Source organism: Halospeciosus flavus (assembly GCF_029814175.1).
GTDB lineage: Archaea > Halobacteriota > Halobacteria > Halobacteriales > Halobacteriaceae > Halospeciosus > Halospeciosus flavus.
This window is the reverse complement of sequence record NZ_CP122312.1, coordinates 88,164-110,762: the sequence shown is the minus strand read 5'-3', so window position 1 is coordinate 110,762 and position 22,599 is coordinate 88,164. Positions and strand designations below refer to the sequence as shown.

Annotated in this window: 18 protein-coding genes and 1 pseudogene; 8 read left to right on the top strand and 11 right to left on the bottom strand. The window is 64.5% G+C overall.

Going from position 1 to position 22,599, the window contains the following annotated elements:
* Positions 1–277: 277 nt before the first annotated feature.
* The 4 genes from msrA to P0Y33_RS00510 all read left to right on the top strand — a co-directional run bounded on the left by msrA (position 278) and on the right by P0Y33_RS00510 (position 8,449).
* Complete coding sequence (msrA, locus tag P0Y33_RS00525; RefSeq protein WP_279528626.1) at positions 278–823, top strand: peptide-methionine (S)-S-oxide reductase MsrA; 546 nt, start codon at positions 278–280, stop codon at positions 821–823.
* Between the two features lie 1,181 nt (positions 824–2,004).
* On the top strand, positions 2,005–3,333 hold the full coding sequence (locus P0Y33_RS00520; RefSeq protein ID WP_279528625.1) for a Cdc6/Cdc18 family protein: 1,329 nt from the start codon (positions 2,005–2,007) through the stop codon (positions 3,331–3,333).
* Between the two features lie 607 nt (positions 3,334–3,940).
* A complete protein-coding gene (locus P0Y33_RS00515; RefSeq protein ID WP_279528624.1) occupies positions 3,941–8,140 on the top strand; it encodes a PGF-CTERM sorting domain-containing protein in 4,200 nt (1,399 codons plus the stop codon).
* A gap of 87 nt (positions 8,141–8,227) precedes the next feature.
* Entirely contained in the window at positions 8,228–8,449 is a 222-nt protein-coding gene (locus tag P0Y33_RS00510) for a hypothetical protein (RefSeq protein ID WP_279528623.1), read from the top strand.
* 12 nt (positions 8,450–8,461) lie between these two features.
* On the opposite strand, the gene P0Y33_RS00505 is transcribed toward P0Y33_RS00510, so the two are convergent.
* Positions 8,462–9,841, bottom strand: a complete 1,380-nt coding sequence (locus tag P0Y33_RS00505; protein WP_279528622.1) for a lamin tail domain-containing protein — start codon at positions 9,839–9,841, stop codon at positions 8,462–8,464.
* A 99-nt stretch (positions 9,842–9,940) separates the two neighbouring features.
* Between P0Y33_RS00505 and P0Y33_RS00500 the strand changes: the two genes are divergently transcribed.
* Positions 9,941–11,185: a hypothetical protein gene (locus P0Y33_RS00500; protein ID WP_279528621.1), complete on the top strand. Its 1,245-nt coding sequence runs from the start codon at positions 9,941–9,943 to the stop codon at positions 11,183–11,185.
* Positions 11,186–11,203: 18 nt separating this feature from the next.
* On the opposite strand, the gene queC is transcribed toward P0Y33_RS00500, so the two are convergent.
* The 5 genes from queC to P0Y33_RS00475 form a co-directional block, all read right to left on the bottom strand.
* Positions 11,204–11,938 (bottom strand): 7-cyano-7-deazaguanine synthase QueC, encoded by a 735-nt coding sequence (queC, locus tag P0Y33_RS00495; RefSeq protein ID WP_279528620.1) that lies wholly within the window; start codon positions 11,936–11,938, stop codon positions 11,204–11,206.
* The gene (gene folE / locus P0Y33_RS00490) at positions 11,935–12,585 is read right to left on the bottom strand and encodes a GTP cyclohydrolase I (protein ID WP_279528619.1); all 651 of its coding nucleotides are present in this window, start codon (positions 12,583–12,585) and stop codon (positions 11,935–11,937) included. Before folE ends, queC begins: the two co-directional genes overlap by 4 nt.
* 6 nt (positions 12,586–12,591) lie before the next feature.
* Positions 12,592–13,377, bottom strand: coding sequence for a 7-carboxy-7-deazaguanine synthase QueE (locus tag P0Y33_RS00485; protein ID WP_279528618.1), 786 nt, complete (start codon positions 13,375–13,377; stop codon positions 12,592–12,594).
* 2 nt (positions 13,378–13,379) lie between these two features.
* Positions 13,380–13,838, bottom strand: coding sequence for a 6-pyruvoyl trahydropterin synthase family protein (locus P0Y33_RS00480; protein WP_279528617.1), 459 nt, complete (start codon positions 13,836–13,838; stop codon positions 13,380–13,382).
* Positions 13,839–13,924: 86 nt separating this feature from the next.
* Positions 13,925–14,074 (bottom strand): FmdB family zinc ribbon protein, encoded by a 150-nt coding sequence (locus P0Y33_RS00475; protein WP_279528616.1) that lies wholly within the window; start codon positions 14,072–14,074, stop codon positions 13,925–13,927.
* A 93-nt stretch (positions 14,075–14,167) separates the two neighbouring features.
* Here P0Y33_RS00475 and P0Y33_RS00470 point away from each other — a divergent pair, with 93 nt between their 5' ends.
* Positions 14,168–15,859 carry a thiamine pyrophosphate-binding protein gene (locus tag P0Y33_RS00470; RefSeq protein ID WP_279528615.1) on the top strand — a complete coding sequence of 564 codons (1,692 nt, stop codon included), beginning with the start codon at positions 14,168–14,170 and terminating at the stop codon, positions 15,857–15,859.
* On the opposite strand, the gene P0Y33_RS00465 is transcribed toward P0Y33_RS00470, so the two are convergent.
* Positions 15,856–16,437 carry a hypothetical protein gene (locus P0Y33_RS00465; RefSeq protein ID WP_279528614.1) on the bottom strand — a complete coding sequence of 194 codons (582 nt, stop codon included), beginning with the start codon at positions 16,435–16,437 and terminating at the stop codon, positions 15,856–15,858. The two genes, P0Y33_RS00470 and P0Y33_RS00465, sit on opposite strands and share 4 nt — an antisense overlap.
* A 75-nt stretch (positions 16,438–16,512) precedes the next feature.
* The gene (locus tag P0Y33_RS00460; RefSeq protein WP_279528613.1) at positions 16,513–17,109 is read right to left on the bottom strand and encodes a DUF7504 family protein; all 597 of its coding nucleotides are present in this window, start codon (positions 17,107–17,109) and stop codon (positions 16,513–16,515) included.
* A gap of 78 nt (positions 17,110–17,187) precedes the next feature.
* Here P0Y33_RS00460 and P0Y33_RS19060 point away from each other — a divergent pair.
* Positions 17,188–18,077: pseudogene (locus tag P0Y33_RS19060) on the top strand (RNA-guided endonuclease TnpB family protein); the annotation flags it as partial.
* A 9-nt stretch (positions 18,078–18,086) separates the two neighbouring features.
* On the opposite strand, the gene P0Y33_RS00445 reads toward P0Y33_RS19060, so the two are convergent.
* Positions 18,087–18,722 carry an IS6 family transposase gene (locus tag P0Y33_RS00445; RefSeq protein ID WP_279528610.1) on the bottom strand — a complete coding sequence of 212 codons (636 nt, stop codon included), beginning with the start codon at positions 18,720–18,722 and terminating at the stop codon, positions 18,087–18,089.
* Positions 18,723–18,763: 41 nt separating this feature from the next.
* On the opposite strand from P0Y33_RS00445, the gene P0Y33_RS00440 reads away from it, so the two are divergent.
* Positions 18,764–18,943 (top strand): zinc ribbon domain-containing protein, encoded by a 180-nt coding sequence (locus P0Y33_RS00440; RefSeq protein WP_279530137.1) that lies wholly within the window; start codon positions 18,764–18,766, stop codon positions 18,941–18,943.
* Between the two features lie 189 nt (positions 18,944–19,132).
* On the opposite strand, the gene P0Y33_RS00435 is transcribed toward P0Y33_RS00440, so the two are convergent.
* Complete coding sequence (locus P0Y33_RS00435; RefSeq protein WP_279528609.1) at positions 19,133–20,452, bottom strand: RNA-guided endonuclease InsQ/TnpB family protein; 1,320 nt, start codon at positions 20,450–20,452, stop codon at positions 19,133–19,135.
* 366 nt (positions 20,453–20,818) lie between these two features.
* Positions 20,819–22,546, bottom strand: a complete 1,728-nt coding sequence (locus tag P0Y33_RS00430) for a helix-hairpin-helix domain-containing protein (RefSeq protein WP_279528608.1) — start codon at positions 22,544–22,546, stop codon at positions 20,819–20,821.
* Positions 22,547–22,599: the final 53 nt, after the last annotated feature.

The following is a 22,599-nucleotide window of genomic DNA, read 5'->3' as shown; positions in this document are numbered from 1 at the left end:
TTCAAAGTATCCCACCTACTAGATAGTAGAGAGGAGTATCGAAATCCGATAAGTGAGTTATCTGCCCTATATCTCAGTTATCGGTACGTATATTCGAGTTGTTCGCACTATATTCGAGTTACTCCGCGAGTTATCGAGTTATCGAGACGATAGTAGAGATATAGAAGGAGACGAGAAATTGACAGACAGATATTCGATAGTACCTAATGGCACTTTACTTACTAGTTGTGGTCACGTATCCGGGACCCTTAACGCCTGGCAGTCCAAAAGAACGTGTATGGACGAGAACGACTACGAGCGTGCGACGTTCGGCGGCGGGTGCTTCTGGTGTGTCGAAGCGGCGTTCGAGACCGTCGAGGGCGTCGTCGACGTGACCTCCGGGTACGCCGGGGGCCGCGTCGAGGAGCCGACCTACGAGGCGGTCTGCACCGGTGAGACCGGTCACGCGGAGGTCGTCCAACTCACTTACGACCCCGACGTGATCACCTACGAGGACCTCCTCGAAGTGTTCTTCACGATCCACGACCCGACACAGCTGAACCGACAAGGGCCGGACGTCGGCGAGCAGTACCGCTCGGCGATCTTCTACCACGACGACGAGCAGCGGGAGAAGGCCGAGGCGTACGTCGAGACTCTCGAAGAGGAGGACGTCTACGACGACGAGATCGTCACCGAGATCGAGCCACTCGAGACGTTCTACGAGGCCGAGGAGTACCACCAGAACTACTTCGAGAAGAACCCCGAGGACGCCTACTGTCAGATGCACGCCGCGCCGAAGGTCAAGAAAGTCCGTGAGAAGTTCGAGGCGAAGGTCGAAGGCTGAGGCGGCGGAAGTCGAGCACCGAACGCGAGGGCGGTGGGACGGACGTTCCTGTTCGGCGGGCGACCCCGACGCACGCCGGCAGTCGTCCCCGCAACGCTCTTGCCGACGCACGCCGAAGCGAGCGGACACATGGCAGGCTTCGCAGACTCGTGTCGGGAGTGTGGCTCCGGAAACGTACAGCAGGTCGGCGGCTGTCCGACGTGTCTCGACTGCGGCTGGTCGGCTTGCGGCTAGATCTCCTCACGGTAGCCGCCGTCGAACGGTGAGATCGACCGACGAGACGACTCTTCTAGAACTGACGGCGCGATCTCGAACCGGCGGTAGAACACTTGCAGGGTGGTGTGCCAACGTCGACGCGACCGCCCGGAACACTCGCAGGGTGGTGGTGTCGACACCACCTTGCAAGTGTTCGAGTCGCGTTCGAGACCAAGCGACGACCGACACCTTCGAGATTGGTCGACGTGGCCGAGACGCCACGCGAGAGAACACTCGAAACAGATGCAGGGTGGGTGGGAACAATCGTTTAAAAAACACACACCCACCACTCTGCAAGTGTTCTGCGGCGAGAGACGGGAAGGTGCGAGTGCCACGAGAATGGAGAGTATATGAAGACATGGCAGAGAAGAGAGATTATACGAGAGATCTGGGAGAATAGACGGTTTATCGACGGTTCGCCGACACCAATTTTTCCTGAACCCAAAAAGTTATACTCTCTATCTAGACTAGTACTAGAGTAACGTAGTAAGTAGTAGTGTAGTAGGTGGAGTAGACGATAGTGTAGTACAACAGGACGTCCTGAGTGTGTTCTCGGTGGTTCGTCTCGTCCTCTCTCACCTTCTCTCGTCTCATCGTCTCCTGTCACCTCTCGTCCGCTCCCATCGGCCATCGGGCCGCTGCGACGGACGGCGTCGACCCGCTCCCGTCGGCGGACTCTTCTTCGACGTCCACCAGCCGTTCTCGCCGTCGAAGACCTCGTCTCGTTTCTCAATCTCTCGACCTCTCGTCCCTCGGTCCTCCTTCCGACCACTCCAACCGCCCCCACCCCCTCTCGACGACCCAGAACACTTGCAGAGTGGTGGGTGTGTGTTTTTTAAGCGACCCGGAACACTCGAAACACTTGCAGGGTGGTTGGTAAGGTTTATAGCGCTGGGAGTGTCCCGTTCTAACACAACGACCCGGCCATGAAACAGGACGAGAACCCCTTCCAGGAGGAGGACAAGATCTTCGCCTGGAAGCAGCCCCTCAAGAAAGACGCCTACGAGCCCGAGGAGATCATGCACCGGGACGAGGAGATCAAACTCTACACGAACTCCCTCCAGGACATCGTCGAGGGCCACGAGCCGAACAACGTGTTCGTCTACGGGCCGACCGGCGTCGGGAAGACGGCCGTCACGAAGTGGATGCGCGAGAAACTCGAGGAGGAGGCACGCAAACGCGACGTCCCCCTCAGCATCGTCGGTCCCATCAACTGTCGCCACTACAAGACGGCTTACCGCCTCGTCACGGCCATCGTCAACGACCTCCGCTCGGAGGAAGAACAGATCGCCCAGAGCGGCCACAGTACGGACCGGGTCTTCCAGTTCCTCTACGAGGAGATCGAATCGATGGGCGGCAACGTCCTCCTCATCCTCGACGAGATCGACAACATCCCGCCGGACGCGCGCAACGACTTCCTCTACGACCTCCCGCGCGCGGAGGCGAACGAGGACACGCCCATCGACGACGCGAAGGTCGGACTCATCGGTATCTCGAACGACCTGAAGTTCGTCGACACGCTCGAACCGAAGGTGAAGTCGACCCTCGGCGAGCGCGAGATCGAGTTCGGCCCCTACGACGCCAACCAGCTCCGCGACATCCTCACCTACTACGCGGACCTCTCCTTCGAGGACGGCGTCTTGGAGGAGGAGGTCGTCCCGCTCGCGGCCGCGTTCGCGGCCCAAGAACGCGGCGACGTCCGACAGGGGCTCCGCATCCTGGAGAAGGCCGGCGAGTACGCCCGGATGGAGGGGTCGGCGACGGTCACCGAGGCGAACGTCCGGAAGGCCACGGAGAACATCGAGACCGACGAGATCCTCGACTACTTCGAGGACAAACTCTCCATCCAGCAGGGGCTCTCCTACATCTCGGCGACGCTCATGGTCATCGAACCGCAGAAGGAGGCGCGGACGAAGCACATCTACAACCTCTACACGAAACTCGCGGCGACCATCGGCGCCGACGAGGTCTCGGAACGGAAGTTCTACGAGTTCCTCGACCAACTCTGTATGCTCGGACTCGCTCGCTCGACCGAGCGCAACCTCGGCCGGAAGGGCGGTCGGACCTACATCTACGAAGTGACCGACGACCCCGAGGACATCATCCGCGCCTGCGAGCAGGAAGACCGCCTCTCGAAGGTGCTCCCGAGCAACGTCTACGACATCCTCGAACACTACCAGAAGGGGCAGGCGACCTCCTACCAGGCCCCCGACGGTACCGACCCCGAACAGCGCGACCTGTTCAAGTTCGGGTGAGGTCGCGGCGCCGTGTCGCGGGCCGGTGACACGCACTGAACGTCCACCAGTTTCGGGCAGTCGTCCATCGGTCGTCCACTCGCACTCTGCCGAATGCCGACGGCCCGGAACACTCGCACGGTGGTCCCCGTGTCGGACTTCTCACCTCGAACGTTACGACCGACAGAACACTTGCACGGTGGTCCCCTCGACGCGGCGCCGCACTACGAGAACACTCGCAGGGTGGTGTCGAAGCGGTAATATTCGAAGACGCGATACGCCCTCTTTCGCGGTAAGGAACACTCGTACGGTGGTCTCCCCCGCGGTCCGTCGGTCGAAGAACACTCGAACGGTGGTGGGGTTGTCTCACTCGTAGCGTCGACGTCCACGATTCCCACTGTAGAACACTTGAACGGTGGTGTCGGGGCTTCGCTTCCACTCCTTCCGGTTGAAATATATTGTGGCCACCTCGTCCGCGTTCACGTTCGTTTCCACGTCCGCGTGGCCACAGTTTTCAACCGACTTCGGGCCCCAGTTCGAGTGTACTCATGTCTTCCCCCAGGTCGAGGTGGACAGCCGTGCCAGCACAGTACGGTACGACGACTGTTTCGAGCGGGGGTGGCTCCCCGTGAGCGGCCGGCGAGGGCGCGCGCTCGCGATGGTTGCCGTCCTGCTCGTCAGTACGCTCTCCTTCGGGACGGCCTTCGTCGGCACCGTCGCGGCCGTCGACAATGCGACCATCTCGTCGTCGCCCACTGACTCAGGCGACGTCGTCAACCACACGGTGACGTTCAGTCCGGACGGGACCGACTCCGCCGAGGACGGCAACTCCATCGAGGACATCCGTATCGACTACACCGCTGGCGACGACGGTGCCAACGTTAGTGCCGTGGACCCGGAGGACGTCCACTACGTCAAGGTCGACAGCGCGAGCGACGACGACGCCGACTACGACGCGTCCTACTCGGTCAAGGACGTCTCGGTCGAGAACGGCGGACACACGCTCGTCATCGACGTCGGTGGGAGCAAGACGCTCACCGGCGGCCAGACGTGGTCAGTCAAGTACGGGGACGTCGAGAACCCGAGCCAACCCGGAAACTACACGGCGAGTATCGACGTCAACTACGCCAGTTCGTCGAATCCGGTGAAGGCGATCTACGAGGTCACCGACGACACGCCGCCGAACGTCGGCGTGAACCTCTTCACCACGGGCGGTAACTCCTCTCAGGACGTCGACGTGAATGTCACCGCCAACGAGGAACTCGGCTCCTTCTCGGTCGAGATCGGCGACGACCACCAGGAGACGCTCTCGAAGTCCGACTTCACCCTGGTCCAGTCCGGTGACACCTACGTCTACCGCGCGAACATCACGAGCGGCGAAGACGGTCACTACACGGCTACCGTCACCGACGCCGTCGACACGGAGGGGAACGCCATCTCCGAAACCCCCGATGACGAACTGTGGGTCGACACGGTCCCGGTCGACGTCGTGAACGGGTCCATCTCCCCCGCGAACGTCACACCCAACAGCACGGTCGACCACGACCTCACCGTCTCGGTCGACGACTTCACGATGGACGGCGGGACCGACACGGTCCGCGTCGACTTCGCGAACGTCACCGACGTCTCGCTCGGGAACGTCACCGCCGCGAACGCGACCGTGACGAACGCGTCGCTCGCCGACGCGGACGAGGAGACCGTCGCCGTCGACCTCGACACGGGCGACGGCGGCGGGACGACCGACGTGACCGTCTCGCTGAACGTCACGGCCCACTATCCGGGTACCGCCGAGGGCCGGACGCTCCCGGTCGACGTGACGGCGCTCGACTCCGACGGCGACGAGGACATCGAGTCGAACGTCACGTCGGTCACCGTCGGCGACAGCGGTCTCACCGTCTCCAACTTCACGCTCCACACGGTCGGCGGGAACACGAGTCAGAACGTGAACCTCTCGTTCGTCACCAGCGACCAACTCGACTCCGTCTCCGTCGACCTGACCGGCGACGCCGGCGGGTCGCTCTCGCTCGACGACCTCACGCTCGTCTCCTCCAGTACGGACGCCTACAACTACACCGCGAACGTCTCCTCGGGTGAAGATGGGACCTACCACGCCGAACTCGCCTCGGCGACCGACACGCAGGGTGACCGTGCCTACGAGGACGACGAGGACACGCTCACCGTGAACACGGTCGGCGTCGACGTGGTGAACGGCACCATCACCAACGACACCGTCGCCGACGACAACACGACGGTCGAGCACACCGTCACCGTCGACGTCGAGGACTACTCGACGGACGGAGGGACGGACACGCTCCGGGTCGGGTTCGACGAATCGCTCGACGTCACGCTCGGGAACGTCACCGCCGCGAACGCGTCCGTCACGAACGCCTCGATCGTCGACGCGGACGGCGACGGCACCGCGACGACCGCGGAAGTCGACCTCGACACGGGCGACGGCGGCGGTCTCGTCGACGTGACTGTCTCGCTGAACGTCACCGCCCACTACCCGCTTGGGAGTGAGGGGACGACCTACGCGGTCGACGCGACGGCGCTCGACTCCGACGGCGACGAGGACACCGAGACGAACGTCACGTCGGTCCACGTGAACGACACCGTCCCGCAGATCACGAACTACTCGGTCTTCGTCGTCGGCAACGACACGACGAGTCAGGACGTCGACGTGGCGTTCAACGTCACGAAGGAACTCGCCGAGGCGACGGTCGACCTCGGCGGGAGCGCGAACGGGACGCTCACCCTGGACGACCTGAACGAGACGCGTCTCTCCGACGGCTACCGCTATCGCGGGGACGTTTCGTCCGGCGAGGACGGTCACTTCTGGGCGAACCTCACCCACGCCGCGGACGCGGACGGCGACACGACCGACGACTACGCCGACAACGCGACGGTGAACACCGTTCCTGTCGAGGTTATCGGCGGGAACGTCACGCCGGACCCCGTCTCGGCCAACGAGTCGACGACGCTGAACGTCTCGGTGCAGGTCGCGAACTTCAGCGAGGACGGCGGCACCGACGAGGTGCACGTCCACGTGAACGACTCCTTCGCCGCGGACTACACGCTCGCGGGCGCGTCCGTGGAGAACGGTTCCGCCACCGTCGCGAGCGCCACCGCGAAGCAGTGTGACGGCGACGCCGACAACGACTGCACCGTCGTCTCACTCGACACGGGCGACGACGGCGGGACGACCGACGTGACCGTCTCGATCCAACTGAACGTGACGACGCCCGACGTCGAGAACGCGACGTACCCGTTCCACGCGCACGCGTTCGACTCCGACGGCGACGAGGACGGTCCCGAGCAGTTCACGACCGTCACCGTCGTCGACCACCCGCCGCACATCACGAACTTCACGCTCGTCCGCGTCGGCGGGCCGAACGCACAGGACGTCGACCTCGTCGTGAACGCCACCGAGGCACTGTCGCCGCTCGAAGTGAACCTCTCCGGTGCCGAGACCGGCACGCTCACCCGTAACGACTTCACGGAGACCGACGCCGGCGAACACGTCTACCGGGCGAACGTCTCCGAACACGAGGAGGGTAAGTTCGTCGCCGACCTCGACGTCGCCGCCGCACCCGACGGCGACCGCGTCCCGAACGACCACCGCGATAGCCTCCTCGTGAACACCGTCCCGGTCGACGTGGTGAACGTCACGAGTGTGCCCTCGCAGGTCGTCGCCGGCCAGCAGGTCACACAGTCGGTGACGGTCGACGTCGCGGACTTCTCCCGCGACGGTGGGACCGACGTCGTCACTGTCCGCCTCCCCGACGCGACCGGCGGCACGGTGACGGTCCAGAACGCGACGGTCGTCGCGACGAACGCCTCGGCGAACAACTCCACTACGCTCTGGACGGCCGCGCCGAACGCGACGGTCGTCGAGGGGTCGGACGCCGACACGGCCGTCGACACCGTCCGCGTACCGCTCGAGACGGGTGACGGCGGCGGCCTCGTCGACGTGACCGTCTCCGTCACGGCGTCCGTCCGCTACGCCGACGACGCGGCCGGCGAGACGCTGCCAGTCGGCGCCGCCGCCTTCGACAGCGACGGCGACAGTGACGCCGAACCGACGATGGCCGACGTGACCGTCGTCGCACCGACCGACGGTGACGAGACCGAGACTATCGTCGAGGACGACACGACGGCGCCGCTGACCAACGTGACGTCGACCACGAACGACACGACGGTCTCGCCGATCAACGCCACGACGCCGGTGAACGTCACGCCGGTCAACCTCTCCACGCCGACGACGCCGGTCGAGAACCGGACCGGCGCGGCCCTCGAAGCGGTGAACGTCTCGGCGAACTTCAGCGGCGAACCGAACGTGACCGTCTCGACGAACGCCACCTCGCCGACCGGCGAACCGGTCGCGAACGAGAGCGTTGACGCACTCACCTACTTCGAGGTCGGCCACGAGGTGAACGACTCACAGATTCGCACGGCGACGCTCACCTTCGCAGTCGATGCCGACGACGTCACCACCTCCGACCGCGTCGGTGTCTACCGCTTCGGTGACGGCGAGTGGAACCGGCTGAACGCGACCTACGTCGGGCAGTCCGGCGGCGAGCACCACTACCGCGTCGAACTCGGCCACCTCTCGACGTTCGCGCTCGCGGTCGACGACCCCGACAGCCAGGTCCAGCAGTCTCAGACGACGACGACGCAGTCAGCCGACACGACGACCGAGGAGGCCGACGGAACCGACGACACCGACACCACGCCGAGCACGTCCACGGAGGACACGCCCGGGTTCGGCGTCGTCAGTGCGCTGGTCGCGGCGCTCGCCGCGGCGCTCCTCGCCCGCCGTCGGGACTGACCGTCCTGACTCTCCTCGGTCCTCTTCTTCTCGACGGTCGCTGCCGCCACCGGCAGTTCCTTGGCGGTGTGTGCTGTCCCTTCGCACGTGAGTCACAGTCGAGACCAGTGTCCGGTCTGCGGCGAAGCCCTCGTTCCGTTCGCCGAGGTCGACGACGAGACGCGCTCGAGCCTCGAAGCGGACCAGCGACGACAGCGCCAGTCGGTCCCACACCGACGCGAGAAACACAGTATCTGTCCGGCGTGTACGTACGAACAGCACGGCTGCGGACAACCGTACGCACTCCCCGAAGACGTCGTCGAGAACTGAAGGGCCGAGTGGCTACCCCGACGGGTAGACCTGGAAGATGACCGCCTCGTTCTGCGGGTTCCGGACGACGATGCGGTCGCCGCCGTTCTGCCAGATGGGCTTCGAAGCGCCCCAGTAGAGGTGGTTCGTGCCGTCGGTGCCGGACCCGGAGTGGACCCGGACCGACTCGCCGGCGGGGAGGGTGAACCCCTCGGGGAACGTGTATGTGTTCGTGTCCGTATCCGAGATCGTCCACCCGGTCAGGTCGAGCGGACCGCCGCTCGTGTTCTTCAGTTCGACCCACTCGCCGTCGAGGTTCGTCGAGTCGTCACCGGTCGCGTCGACGCTGTAGCCGTAGAGCGAGAGGGGACGGGACGCCGCGGCGCCGCCGTCGACGCCGCCGGGGTTGATGGCGTCCCGGCCGCGAATCCACGCGCCGTCCTTCGACTTCGTCGTCAGGTAGGCGTCGTCGCTGTCGAGTTCGAAGCCGGCCGACTGCAACTTGAACTCGAGGTACAACTTCCCGTCCTTCTCGTAGTACTTCTGTGGCTGGGCGCCGCTCCCGCTCGCGAGTTTCGCGCGCGAGCCGAAGTAGATCGAGACGTTCCCGGGGTCGATGTTCTTGGGGTCGGCCTCCGCACCGGGTTGGAGCACGACGGTGATGCGGCCCTTGGCGTACGGGTCGAAGACGTTCTTGGGGTCGTCGGGCATGACGTCCATTTCGACCGTCCGGACGGGCCGCTTCGGCGACTCGATGTACAGCGGGTTCGACTGGTCGAGTTCGATGCGGCGGACCCCCGCGCTCGTCTGCGAGAGCAACCGCCACGAGTCGACGCCGCGGAGCGTCTTGGGGTAGATCTTTACCTTCTTCTCGCCGACCGTGCCCCAGTAGGCGCCGCCGTCGGTCTCGTGTGGTCCCCACTGCCACTTCACCTTCGAGTTGCCGCCCTCCCACTTCTCGAAGTCGTCGTCGACGCCCATCGTGTCGTCGCGGACGGCCCACTCGCCCTTGCTGCGCGAGAACCCGGAGAACTTGAAGAAGGCGGTCCCGCCGGAACGCGCCTCCGCGCTCCCGTGGTAGAAGGCGACGCTGTCGTCGACCGGTCCGTCGTAGACGAAGATCCGACTCGCGTTCTCCACCGCGCTCAGGTCGAGTGGGAAGTCGGCGCTCTGTCCACCCTGCGGTCGGTAGTCGTAGAACTCGCCGACGGTCCAGTCCTTGTACGAGAGGGGGTGTAACTCCCAGCGTAGTTTCCCCTGTCGGGCGACGTACGGCGGGAGCTTTCGGGAGGGGAACACCGCGCCGCCGTTGAAGACGACGCCGCCGCCGAACCCGGCGGCGAGGGCGCCCACACCACCGAGTAACTCGCGTCGTGACACGTCCGCCTCGGGGAGTGAATCTGGGGGAGTCATGGGACGGAGTTGTGTGTCGGATGTGTGGGCATCGACGCCTAACTATATATCGGCCGTCTGGACTGTCAAGGCCACACGACATATAGGGGAGTCACGAAAATGGACGAAGTGATGCGTCTCCGCGACGACGAACGTGGTCAGGCGGTCCAGGTCGGTTTCGTCCTCGTCCTCCTCGTCGTACTGACGGCGTTCTCCGGCTACCAGGCGTTCGTCGTCCCGGAGCAGAACGCGCAGGTGGAGTTCCAGCACACCCAGTCGGTTGAGGAGTCGATGCGCCACCTCCGCGACCGGGTCTACCTCGCGGGCGCCACCGGCGGGACCCAGTCGCTGACGGTCGACCTCGGTCCGAACTACCCGCCGCGGTTGTTCGCGATGAACCCGCCGACGCCGACCGGGCGACTCCACACCCGTGCGGCGGGGTCGCTCTCGCTCACCGTCGACGGCGGAACGGCCAACCTCTCGGCGGCCTGTGGCTACGGGAACGGGTCGGTCCCCTCGCGCTCGCTCGCCTACGAGGTCGACTACAACGCTCGCCCGGCCGCGCCGACCCTCGCCTACTCCCACGGCGCGGTCTACGAACACGCGGGCGGTGCGTACGTCCTCCTCGACGAGCACCAGTCGCTCGTGACGAACCACACGCTCTCGCTCTACCCGCTGGCGACGCCGTACACCCGGGCGTCGAGCGGCCCCGTCACCGTCGAACTCGTCCCCGGGCCGGTCGGGCGGACCACCGTCGAGGTGAACTCGACGGCGACACTCGTGGTCCCGACGCGACTCCCCGCCGAGCAGTGGACGACGCTGCTGTCCGACCAGCCGACCGTCCGCGACGTCGTCCAGCGCAGCGACACCAGCGTCGGCGTCGTCCTCGAACCAGGGAACTACACCGTCGCCTGCGCCCCCGTCGGCCTCGACGACGCGCCACCGACCGGTCCCCGCGCCCTCGGGACGCTCCCGACCGGTGAGCCAACCGAGCAGACCAACCAGACGACCAACGAGACGACCCAGGAACCGACCGGCGACCACCGACCGAACGCGACTATCGAGAACGTGACCGCGACGCGAGACCGTTCCGGGTCGACGTTCCACAACGACGTCACCGTCGAGTGGTCGGCCAGCGACGTCGACGGCGACCTCGACGCCGTCACCGTCCGCGTCACGGACCTGAACACCTCCGAGACGCACTCGACGTCGCTGAACGTCTCGGGGTCGTCGGCGTCGGGGACCTTCTCGGCGACCTTCGGGAAAGACAGGAAGGACGAGGGGACCACGTACCGGGTGACCCTGACCGTCGTCGACGAGCGGGGTCACCAGATACGGAAAGAGAAGCGAGTCACCATCGAGTGACCCCCGGTCTTTGCCGGCCTACGCCGACTCGTCGGTGTAGTCGGGCCGTTCGGCGTAGTCGATGGGGTCGCGGGCGCCGAGGCGCTGGAACGCCTGGAGGCGGAAGGCACAGGCGTCGCAGGTTCCACAGGCCGGCGCCTCGTCGCGGTAGCAACTCCACGTGCGGTCGTAGGGGACGTCGAGTTCGAGGCCGGTCTCGGCGATGTCGGTCTTCGACCACTCGACGAAGGGGGCTTCGATGGCGATGCTCGTTTCGTCTTTCGTACCGACGTCGACGACCTGCTGGAAGGCCTCGAAGAACTCGGGTCGACAGTCGGGGTAGCCCGAGAAGTCCTCGGAGTGCGCGCCGATGAAGAGGGCGTCGCAGTCGGTGGCCTCCGCGTAGGAGACGGCCATCGAGAGGAGGTTCGCGTTGCGGAACGGGACGTACGAGGAGGGGACCTCCTCGCTCTCCATCTCCGCGTCCGCCACGTCGAGGCCCTCGTCGGTCAGCGAGGACGCACCGATCTTCGAGAGGTGGTCGGTCTCCAAGCGGCGGAACTCGGCGTCGAAGTAGTCGGCCTGCGCCCGTGCACACTCGTACTCCTTCGTCTCGGTCCGCTGGCCGTAGGACGTGTGCAGGAAGTGGAGGTCGTACCCCCGGTCGGCGGCGACGGCCGCGGCCGTCGCGCTGTCCATGCCGCCGGACGCCAGAATCACCGCACTCTTCTCGGTCGCGCGCTCTGTCTCGTTCTCGGTCGTGCTCTCGTTCATGCGTCTCGGTGAATCGCGTCTCTGAAGCGCCGTTCTTCGCCGTCGCGCAACTCGCCGACGGTCGCTCGCGACGTGGTCGTGGTCTCGGTCTCGACGCCGCGCATCGCCTCACACAGGTGCGTCGCGGAGAGTTCGACGGCGACGGCGTCGGCGCCGATCTCCTCGGCGAGGCCCTCGGCGACGTCGCGGGTCAACTGCTCCTGGATGGTGAGTCGGCGGGAGCGCCAGCGCACGTACCGGATCACCTTCGAGAGGCCCACGACCTCCCCGTCCGGGCGGTAGGCGACGTGCGCCTCGCCGTGAAACGGGAGGAGGTGGTGTTCGCACAGCGAGTAGAACGGGATCCCGGTCTTCACGACGAGGTCCTCGTCCGCGGCCTCGAACGTCCGCATCGTCGGCTTCTCGGCCTCGCGCGCACCCGCGGTCAACTCCGCGTACGCCGCCGGGACGCGACGCCGCCACGTGTCGACGAGACCGTCTCGCTCGGGGTCCTCGCCGACCGCGTCGAGCAGGAGTCGCGTGGCCTCCTGGGCCTGCTCCCAGTCGATGCTGTCGGACGGTTCGTCCGGTTCGGATGGTTTGGACGATTCGTCTGTTTCGGCTGCCTGTTCCGGTTCGTCTCGTTCTGTTGGGTCGTCCAGGTGCATCGTCTCTCAGGTTCCGGGTGCGTCGTTCCAGAGGTCGACGTGGAGTCGCGGCGTGTAGCGGTAGCCGTACTCCATCGCCAGTCGTGCGACCGTCTCGCGGTTCTCGTCGAGTGATTCGCGCGTCGCCCCCTCGGGCATGAGGAGGACGTCGTCGTTCGCGACGGTGGCGTCCGCGGTCTCGCGGACACGTGCGACGAGGTCGTCGATCTCGTCGAGGTCCTCGCGACCGGTGACGACGAACTTCAGTTGCGTCTCGTAGGTTTCGACCAGTTCGGCGAGGGTGTCGACGTCGAGGCGTCGCGACTCGTGTTTCTCGGCCCACTCGCCCTCGCCTTTCGGGTCGCGTTCCGGGGTCGGTGTACTGGAGGCGAGTTTCGGACTGACACTCGCGAGGTCGACCGGCGCGTCGCGGAAGATGGTGCCGTTCGTCTCGACGGTCGTGTGGTACCCGCGTGCGTCGAGGCGTTCGAGGAGGTCGACGGAGGCGTCGTGAACGAACGGTTCGCCGCCCGTGAGGACGACGTGTTCGGCGTCGTCGTGCGACGCCACCTCCTCGACGACGTCCTCGACGGCTAGCCAGTCGTGGGTCGGCTCCCAGGAGGTGTGGTAGGAGTCACAGAACCAACACCGGAGGTTACAGCCGCTAGTCCGGACGAACACCGTCGGGACGCCGGCGAGTTTCCCCTCGCCCTGGAGCGAGTAGAACAGTTCGTTCACTGGGAGGGCCGGCCCCTCGACGTCGTCGCCGGGGGACGCTTCACCCGCCTCGGTTTCGGTGGCGCGTACCGGCATCGTCAGGGTGCGGTCGTGAGTTCGCTCGTCTCGGCGACGGTGACGGCGACGTCGGTGACGCCCTCGCCGAGTTCGCGCTGGAGTTTCGCTTCGAGGTACGCCGCCATCACCTCCGCCGTGGGCGGGTCGTCGAGCACGACGAGCGCGTCGGCGTCGCCGCTCGACTCGAAGGCGTCGACCAGGGGGTCGCCGTCCTCGAGGAGGAACCGGTGGTCCCACTCAGATATTACTGAGGTAATATCTCCCTTGTCCGCGACCCACCCCTCGTCGGTGAGTGCGCCGGTGACCTCGACGGTCACCTCGTAGTTGTGGCCGTGTGGGCGACTGCACTTCCCGTCGTGGTGCAGGAGCCGGTGGCCGGCGCTGATGCGGATCGGCCGGTCGTCGCCGACGCGGAGGGTCCGTGTCGGTGGAGCGTCGCCGTCGAACGGGGACGCTTCTACGATTCGGTTCTCGGGCATACTCCGGTATTCTCCAGGTATTATTAAGACACCTTCGGTTCGGGTGTTCGGCCCGTGTCGGCGCGCCCGCGAAAAAGAGAGTCGAGTCAGCGTTCGATGTCCGGCGACCCGCACGACGGACAGCGGGCGTCGTCGAGTCCGTGTCGCGGCGTGTCGAACGTCGACTCACACTCGGTGCAGCGATATCTGGTGTCCCCCGTTTCGAGCAGGTCTCCGAGTCGTTGGATGACGGACACGTGACACCACCGCGTCCAGATGTTTATCTACCGTCACAATAGTTCCCGTGGCCATCCGTCACACCTTTGCCCTCGCTCGACCGACGTCCGTCCATGTCCGAAGACGCGGAATCACGGAACGGGGGCGAGGTCGTCTACGACGCACTCGTGGACGCGGGTGTCGAGGTCCTCGTCGGCCTCCCCGGGACGCAGACCCTCCCGCTCGACCGGATCGTGGTCGAACGCGACGAGATGGAGTACGTGATGGCCCGCCACGAGACGGCCATCCCGCACATCGCGTGGGGGTACTACGAGGCGACCGGGCGGCCTGCGGCGACGCTCACCGTTCCCGGACCGGGCGACACGAACGCCATGCACGGCCTGAAGAACGCCGACGAGGACTGCGTGCCCATCCTCCACGTTTCGGCCGACGTGAACCCCGAGGACCGCGGGAAGGGACCGATCCACGAGATCGAGGCCGACACCTTCGACAACGCCGTGAAGGCGAACGTCTCCGTCGAGTCGGAGGTCGAACTCGGCGAGAAGGTCGTCGAGGGCATCGAGACGGCACTCACCGAACCGTACGGCCCGGTCCGTCTCGGCGTCCCGAGCGGACTGCTCGCCGCGGACGTCGAGTCCCCCGACGCGACAGTCACCCCGACCCGCAAGACGTTCGACAACGAGGACGCCTACGACGAGGCCGCCACGCGTCTCACCGACGCCGAGCGACCGGTCGTCTACGCCGGCGGCGGTGCGCGACGGTCCGCGGAAGGTGACCGCGTCGTCCGCGAACTCGCGGACGCACTCGACGCGCCGGTCGTCACCTCCTACAAGGGCAAGGGCGTCTTCCCGGAGGACGACCCGCGCTCGCTCGGCGTCACCGGGAGTCACACGCCCGCTGGCGCTCTCGACGTGCTCGACGCCGCGGACGTCGTGCTCGCACTCGGCACCGACTTCGACGGCGTCACCACTGCCCACTGGGACCTCCCGATGGGTGACACGGTGATCCACGTCAACCTCGATACCGCGGACGTGAACGCCTCCTACGAGGCCGACGTCCCGATTCTCGCGGACGTGACCGCCGCCGGCGACGCGCTCCTCGCTCGCCTCGACGAGTCGGCGGGGTCGGGGTGGAACGGCGAGGACGTCGGGTCGTTCGTCCGCGAGGAGTACCGCGACCACCTCGACTCGCTGGGACTCTTCGACGGCGGCGAACCGGCGAACACGCCCGAACTCCTCGACGCCGTCCGCGAGGTGACCCCCCGTAGTACGCCAGTCACGACGGACGTCGGTGGGTTCCGCCTCTGGTCGATGCAGGCGTTCGACGCCTACGCTCCCGAGGACTTCGTCACGGCGGGGTCGTGGGCGGGGATGGGTGTCGGACTCCCCGCGGCCATCGGTGCGGCCGTCGCGAACGGCGGGGACGACCCGGTGCTCTGTCTCACCGGCGACGGCGGACTGATGATGTGCATCCACGAACTCCACACCGCTGCCGAGTACGACCTGCCGGTCGTGGTCGTCGTCTCGAACAACGCCGACTACGGCATCATCTCGAAGTCCCCCAAGATTCGCGAGTACACCGACGACCACGAGTTCACGTGGGGCGCGCCCGACTTCGCGACGGTCGCCGAGGGCTTCGGCGTCCGTGGGACGCGCGCCCGGACCGCCGCGGAGGCGAAGGAGGCGGTCGAGGACGCGTTCGCCCGGAACGACGGCCCGGAACTGATCGACGTGGCCGTCGAGACCGAGGAAGCGTCGGCGCCCGAGGCGGCCGACTACGAGTCGTCGGTCGGCGACCTGTTCTAGTCCTCGGACTCGGACTCGACTTCGGACCCGGGCTCGATGGCCTCTTCGACGGACACCGAGAGGTAGTGCGAGAACAACTCAGGGAGCGAGAGCGGGCGCTCGCCCTTCGGGTGGTTGCGCGCGAACTGCTCGTACAGCGGCAGGATGTAGACGCGTCGGGAAGTTCCTCCCTTCTGGAGGGTGTCGGCGCGCCAGTCGGTCGGTTCGAGCGCCGCCTCGACGGCCTCGGGGAACTTGCCCTTCGCCCACCCCTTGATGTTCTCTCGCGGGAGGTGCTCGTCGTCGACGATTCGGTCGCACACCTCGTCGTGCGTGACGACGAGTTGCCCGTCCTCACGGAGTTCGGCGACGATCTCTTCGACCCGGTCGGCGACCCGTCCGGGATGGAAGTAGAGGTGGCGGCCGTACGTCCACCCCGCCTCCTCGAACCCCGATCGGACGTCGTCGTGCTGTACCTTCTGGACGTCGAGACGTCGCTTCAGTTGGGCGACGACCTCCGAACGCGGGACGACGATCGTGTCGCTCTGTTCGAAGTCCGCGGCCATCTCTTCGGCCGTCTCGTGTACGTCTTCGCTCACGTCGGTGTCGTTGTCGCGGTGACCTATAGGTGTATCCGCCGTCTCCATTCGTTGCCGCGATCTCGGACGCCGTGCCTACTCGTCACGCCGGTCCACGACCACGTCGAATAGCGGTTCGAACACCGTCGCGTCGACCGCCGACGGGTCCATGGTCACCGACAGTCGCGCGTCACGGGTGGTGACGACCTGGGTCAGGACGTGGAGGAATCGGAATACGGTCTCGTCGCCCGCTTGGTCGACCGCCGTCTCGACGCCGTCGAGGACGACCGCCGTCTCCGCGCCGACCCACCCCGCGAGCGTCGCGTCGACATGACCGACGAGCGTCGAGAAGTCGGCGGCGTCGTCGATGGTCGTGGTCGTAAACGGGAGTGACGGACACCCGTCGGCGGCGGCGCTCGTCGACCGCGTCGCCTCCGCCTGCGCGACGACGGCGAACTGTCGCGGCTCCGTCCGAACCGCACGCCGGTAGCGCATCGCTGCTTCCAGCACGGTCTCGTCGAGCGCCGCAGCTAGGAGGTTCGGTCGGTCCTGCTCTCGTACGACGGCGTCTCGGTCCGCCTCGTCGACCAGGTAGAGCGTCGTTCGGTTCCGTTCGTCGTCGTTACATGAGTGCGAGGCGAAAGTCCACGGCTTTAGCCGTAGGATGAAGCCGTCAATTGGGAATCGATCCACGCTCGGACGCTCGACTGGATATTCCACCGGTTTTGAATAGTAGCGTTTGTACTTTTCTACCAGTATGTTACACGTGTAATGATTGGGGTGAGCGTGGAGACCACGTTCCGCAATCCCAGCCACTCTCGACGCCAAGAGTGGCAACGCGCTACTCACATCCTCCGCGAGTGCAAGCAATGGCTCGTGGACGGCTGGGAAAACGGATCGCTTGCCTCGTCTGTGACGACTGGCGACATCGACAACCCACTCTACTCAGCACTCCAAAACCAAGCTATTCGCGCCGCGAAAAGCGACTACGACGGTAACTTCGTCGAGTATACGGGCGAACAACCCATCGAGGTCAACAACCAGAACTGGGAGATCCACACGACAGACAACGGTTCTGTCGTCATCGGATTCCCGTGCATCAGCGATTGGTGGTACACGCCAATCCACGTCCACGATAGCATCGAAGACCCCGTCCATGCCCTACTTGACGGGGATGCTGAGAAGACGAAACTCAGCGTGTGGCGAGAAGGCGACGATTGGCACTGCTCGTTCACCGTTGAATACGACGAGCAACAAACCGGCGAGGAAACACCCATCGGTTTGACGTCGGACACAACTACATTCTCGCCGCTACGCCAGACGACGCGAGTGCTGAGTCGTTCCTCGTGAGTGGGAAAGAGTACAAGTTTGTACGACGGTACTACCGTTCCCTTCGTGATTCGCTTCAAGAAGCGGGTGCGCTTCGCGCACGCAACCACGTTGGTAACAAGGAGTACCGCCGCATACAAGATGCGAACCACACCCTCTCGAAACGCTTAGTCGAGTACGCCAGTCAGTTTGAGAATCCCGTCATCAAACTCGAAGACCTGGAAAACATCCGTGAGGGAAGCGAGTGGAAAGGTATCCACTCGTGGCCATTCTATGAACTGCAACAGTTCATCACGTACAAAGCCGCGAAAGAAGGAATTCGCGTTGAGAAAGGGTAGTGTTCAGATAAGCTGATTCCATGCGAAGCTGAACGACCTGATCCAATCGTCGGCGGTTTCTGCGTCGGCGTTGCTAAAACAGTTTGAGAAGCAGAGAGTTCGTCGTTTTATCTCTCGAAAGACACGTTCGACAGCATTCCGATTTCCATGTTTCTCGTATCTGAAATCGAAGCCGTGGCGCTGACACGCATCTTGCAACGAGTGCGACCCATCGACGAGAAACACGGCGTCTTCGACGTCGTGTTTCTCGGAGAGTTCCATGAGAAACGAATGAGCGAGAACCTTCGTTCTCGTCGGTTCAAGCTTAGTATGCAGTAATTCGTTTGTCTTGGGATCAACGGCGGCGTACAGCCAATATTGCTCGTTGTTGAGTCGGATCACGGTCTCGTCAACCGCAACGTGATCCGGACACCGACCAGATTCGGGCTGTAGATCGGCCTTATGAACCCAATTGTGAACGGTGGATCGAGCGCGTTCGACACCGAATACCTCAAGAATAGAGACAGTATTCGAAAGAGAGAGTCCAGCAAGATGCAGCTGAATACTGAGCTTCATCAGCAATCGCGGTGTCGCTTCTCGTTCAACAAACTCTAAGTTGATCTCGTCTAAACATCCGTTGAGGCGGTCGTTTTCGGGCATAGAGCACTCAGAAAACGAACCGCCTCACTCTTCATCCTTATCTGAACACCGCCGAGAAAGTCGACCCAGAGAATACGAGTCAAGAGTGTAGCCAGTGTGGTGAACTGGTTGGTCGTGACGGGAGCAAGTTCGAGTGTCCGCAGTGTGGATACGTACGGCACGCGGATTTGAACGCGGCTGAAAACCTCAGTCAACGAGAGGGAGAACCATGCACGGCGTAACACTTCGGGTGACGCAAACCGTGCGGCCCAGCACGCTCAAAAACGTGCCGACTGCATCGCAGTCGCTGGCCACGTGCGAGTGGGAAGGCAGCTTTGACCCTGCTACACTACACGCGCTGAAAAGCACGCCCTCGGTATTGACATCCACCCCCGCCTGAAGGCGGGGGAATCCCGACCGCAGTTGGGATATTACGGTTTGCAGTCGACCACTTGTTCCTGCGGTTGGAATCCGCTGGACAAGTCCTGAAGGTAGACTGCTGGCTGTGCCAACCAGCCGGTACTCCTATCCTCGCCCAAACTGGCCGAAGACTTGGAGTTACTTTCGTTTACGTCGAGACGGATGTTCTCCGCCCCATTCACGTCGGCGTTGAACGCCGCATCACACTCTTCGCACACGTACAATCCACGTTCAACCCGTTGACTCTCGTCTTCTCTTCCGCACAGACAACACGTCTTCGACGTGTTCCGCTCGGACACTTCTATAACGTCAATTCCCTCGACCTTCGCCTTGTACTCGAGAATCGAAGTGAATCGGTCGAATGCCCAGCCGTGTAAGTCCAAGTTCCCGTGTGGCCCCCAGTTTTTCGCCTCACCGTTTTCGTCTTCGCGAACGCCGGCCAGGTCACCAACATTGATGCGACCAACTCCGCGTTCCACACACTGCTCGACGATATGCTTCGCCAGCGAGTGGAAGAAGTGAGTCTGGCGCTCTGACCACTTGTGGTGGAGTCGCATGGCTCGCTCGCCGTCGCTGTCATCACAGTTGGCGATCTCCTTTGGGAAGTAGTAGCCGTCCTGTTTCAGTCGGTTTCCTGGATACAGGTCGGCGTCCTCAGTGCTGTATGCGACCGCTGCGAAGTTACAGATGCCGAGGTCGAGTCCGGCCGTTTCCGTCCCGGGTGCGTCAGGGGTCTCGATCTCGTCTTTGCAGACGAGATGGAGTTCCCAACGACCGTTCTGTTGGTCATAGACAGCACGGACTTGCTGCAGGTTCTCAACCGTGACGTCGGGTCGGGTCTCGTATTCGACAAGGATGTACTCCCAGGCTTTTGGGTGTTCCTTGTGGGTTGCACCTTTCGAGAGCCGCACACGGTTGTTCTTGGTGTCGTGACGGATGCCGTTTTGCTTCCACGTTACGGTTGAACGCGGGTGTTCTTCGTGAACGCGGCGGCCTGCTGAATCGTAGTAGTTTTTCTTACGGTAGCCGGGCGGATTCGCTCGTTTGTCGGACTTTCTCTTCTCTTTCCATGAGTTGAAGGCTTCAGCGAGTTCCTCCAGAACGCGCTGACTGGACTGGCTATGCAGCCCCTTGTACTTGGTGTGGGTCTTCAACTCATCTTTGAGGTCGCCATGATCGGGAATCTCGCCGGTTTCCTCCCAGACCTCTCGGGAGTGATAGTTAGCGACGTTCCAGAGTTTGCTGGCACTCCACCCGTGTCGGTCAAGTGAATCCTCTACCTGTGAGTGGTTGAGGATTTTCGCCCGATGTGTGCGGTGGACTTCCAGCATCTAGAACGCCTGTATAATCACTTATACTAGTGAATTACGTAAAGATTTGGATTTAGAGTGAATATCCAGCCATGCTACCGAGAGTGGACGACGGAGATAGTGTCGGATTCATCCCGCGCCTGAAGACGCGGGTATTCTCCTTGCCTTCCTATAATTGGGCGGCGACCGATGAGGCCGGCCACGCGAAAGCGTCTTTGAGCCGCCGAGGAAACGCGCAACCCTAATATCCCCATCGGGGAATCCCACGGCTTTAGCCGTAGGAGGAGGTCAAGTACGTCTCCCCACCAAGAACTGCTTCGTGTTCCCCCCGCATACTACTCCTTCGTACTCGCGTGGTGTATATGAAAGCCGCTATCGCCGCGGGAATCACTTAGCTCCGTCTTCTACCCGGGCGTTTCGGACGTTGGCCACCGTACACCACCCGCGGCGGGCCTGGGCGACGCCGAGTTCGAGGCGACCCACGTCGGACGGGTCGCGCGCCCCGGACGCGACGACGTAGTCGACGGCATCGCGGTGGGCCTTCACCGCCTCCCAGTCGAGTTCGAGGTGTCGTGGGTGGGCGCTCACTTCGACGGCGACGTCCGTCTCGGCGGCCGCTGCCACCGCTCGGTCGAGGTCCACATCGAGCGGGTCCGGGTCGGGTAGTGTCCGCCGCGTCGGGCGTACCCACCGGTCGACCGGGGCCGACTCGAACGCCCGGACGACCCACTCCGTCGGGTCCACGTCCGCGTCGAGGTCGGCGGTACCGGGGTCGTCGGGCAGCGTGACGGCCAGCGCGTCGCAGTCATCGGCCCACGCTGGCGGGACGTCGAGTTCGCCGTCGCGCCCGACGGTCGCGAGGAGGCTGTAGCGGAGGTCGACCGGGACCGATTCGTCCCCATCGACGCGGGCGACTGCCTCGCGGCGGGCCTCGAAGCGGTCGCGGTCGAGGGTGCCGTCCACGACCAGGTCCGCCCGCTCGTCGACGACGGTGAGTCGGTCGAGGTCACGAGCGCTGGCCCGGTCCGCCGCGGTGTGGAGCGCCTCGGCGTCGTCCGCGTCGACGTGCACCCGCGGGTCGTGGTCGACGGCGTCGACGGTCACGAGGTCGGGGAGGTCGCCGGCGGCCGCGGCGTCGAGTTCGCCCGTCGCCTCCCGGAGTTCGGGTGGGACCCAGTCGAGGTCGAGGGCGTCGTAGATGCCGGCCTCGGTCTCACCGGCGAGGCGCTCGTCGTCGCGGAAGAGTCCGTACTCGTTGAGCGTCCACCCCCGGTCGTCGGCACGACTCCGCAGGCCGATGTTGTGGTCGGTCGATCCGGTGAAGTAGACCCGCGCGGCACCGGCCTGATTTGGGGCGACCACGCGGAGGTCGACCTGCATTGCGGGCGACTCGGGCGGGTCGACTCGGACGGTCGTCTTCGTCTCGCCTCGTGCGACTACTTCCGTGACGTCGCTTCGCCCACAGAGCGCGTCCATCACGGTCGGTGCGTCGTCGGCGTCGGCCGTCGCGAGCACGTCGAGGTCACCGACGGTAGGCCGACGTCGGCGGAACGACCCGACGACCGTCACCGAATCGACGGGTTCGACGCCAGCGAGGTGCTCGCGGACCGAGGTGGCGAGCGGTCTCGCGACGCCCAGCGGCACCCGTCCACCGACGTCGCGTCGCGCGCGTCTCGCGTGCTCGCGGAGGTTCGCCTCGGCCCGCTCGCCGAATCCGTCGAGGTCGCGAATCTCACCGCGCTCGGCCGCCCGTTCGAGGTCCTCGACCGTCTCGACGCCCAGTTCGCGGTAGAGCTGTTTCGCTCGCTCCGGGCCGACGCCCTCGACGCTCGTCAGCCCCTCCCAGTCGAGCGGTGCTTCGGTGCGGAGTTCCTCGATCTCGTCGATACTCCCGGTTTCGAGGTACTCGCGTATCGTCGCCTCGATGGAGTCACCGACGCCCTCGACGTCCTGGAGCGCGCCTCGTTCGGCGAGGGTCTCGACGTCCTCGTCGTGTGCGGCGACGTTCCGTGCGGCCCGCCGGTAGGCCCGTGGCTTGTAGTCGACGTCCTGGAGTTCGAGGAGGTCGGCGATTTCGTGGAGTCTGGCCGCGACCTCCCGGTTGCTGGCGGGCATCTAGGCGTGGCTTCTGTGGGGCGCGGATTCAGCGTTGTGGCGTCCGCCGTCTC

Coding starts and splice junctions, on each gene's coding strand:
- msrA (WP_279528626.1), top strand. CDS start 278: ATGGACGAGAACGACTACGAGCGTGCGACGTTCGGCGGCGGGTGCTTC.
- queC (WP_279528620.1), bottom strand. CDS start 11,938: ATGAACGAGAGCACGACCGAGAACGAGACAGAGCGCGCGACCGAGAAG.
- P0Y33_RS00500 (WP_279528621.1), top strand. CDS start 9,941: ATGGACGAAGTGATGCGTCTCCGCGACGACGAACGTGGTCAGGCGGTC.
- P0Y33_RS00445 (WP_279528610.1), bottom strand. CDS start 18,722: ATGCCCGAAAACGACCGCCTCAACGGATGTTTAGACGAGATCAACTTA.
- P0Y33_RS00430 (WP_279528608.1), bottom strand. CDS start 22,546: ATGCCCGCCAGCAACCGGGAGGTCGCGGCCAGACTCCACGAAATCGCC.
- P0Y33_RS00485 (WP_279528618.1), bottom strand. CDS start 13,377: ATGCCGGTACGCGCCACCGAAACCGAGGCGGGTGAAGCGTCCCCCGGC.
- folE (WP_279528619.1), bottom strand. CDS start 12,585: ATGCACCTGGACGACCCAACAGAACGAGACGAACCGGAACAGGCAGCC.
- P0Y33_RS00505 (WP_279528622.1), bottom strand. CDS start 9,841: ATGACTCCCCCAGATTCACTCCCCGAGGCGGACGTGTCACGACGCGAG.
- P0Y33_RS00435 (WP_279528609.1), bottom strand. CDS start 20,452: ATGCTGGAAGTCCACCGCACACATCGGGCGAAAATCCTCAACCACTCA.
- P0Y33_RS00520 (WP_279528625.1), top strand. CDS start 2,005: ATGAAACAGGACGAGAACCCCTTCCAGGAGGAGGACAAGATCTTCGCC.
- P0Y33_RS00470 (WP_279528615.1), top strand. CDS start 14,168: ATGTCCGAAGACGCGGAATCACGGAACGGGGGCGAGGTCGTCTACGAC.
- P0Y33_RS00480 (WP_279528617.1), bottom strand. CDS start 13,838: ATGCCCGAGAACCGAATCGTAGAAGCGTCCCCGTTCGACGGCGACGCT.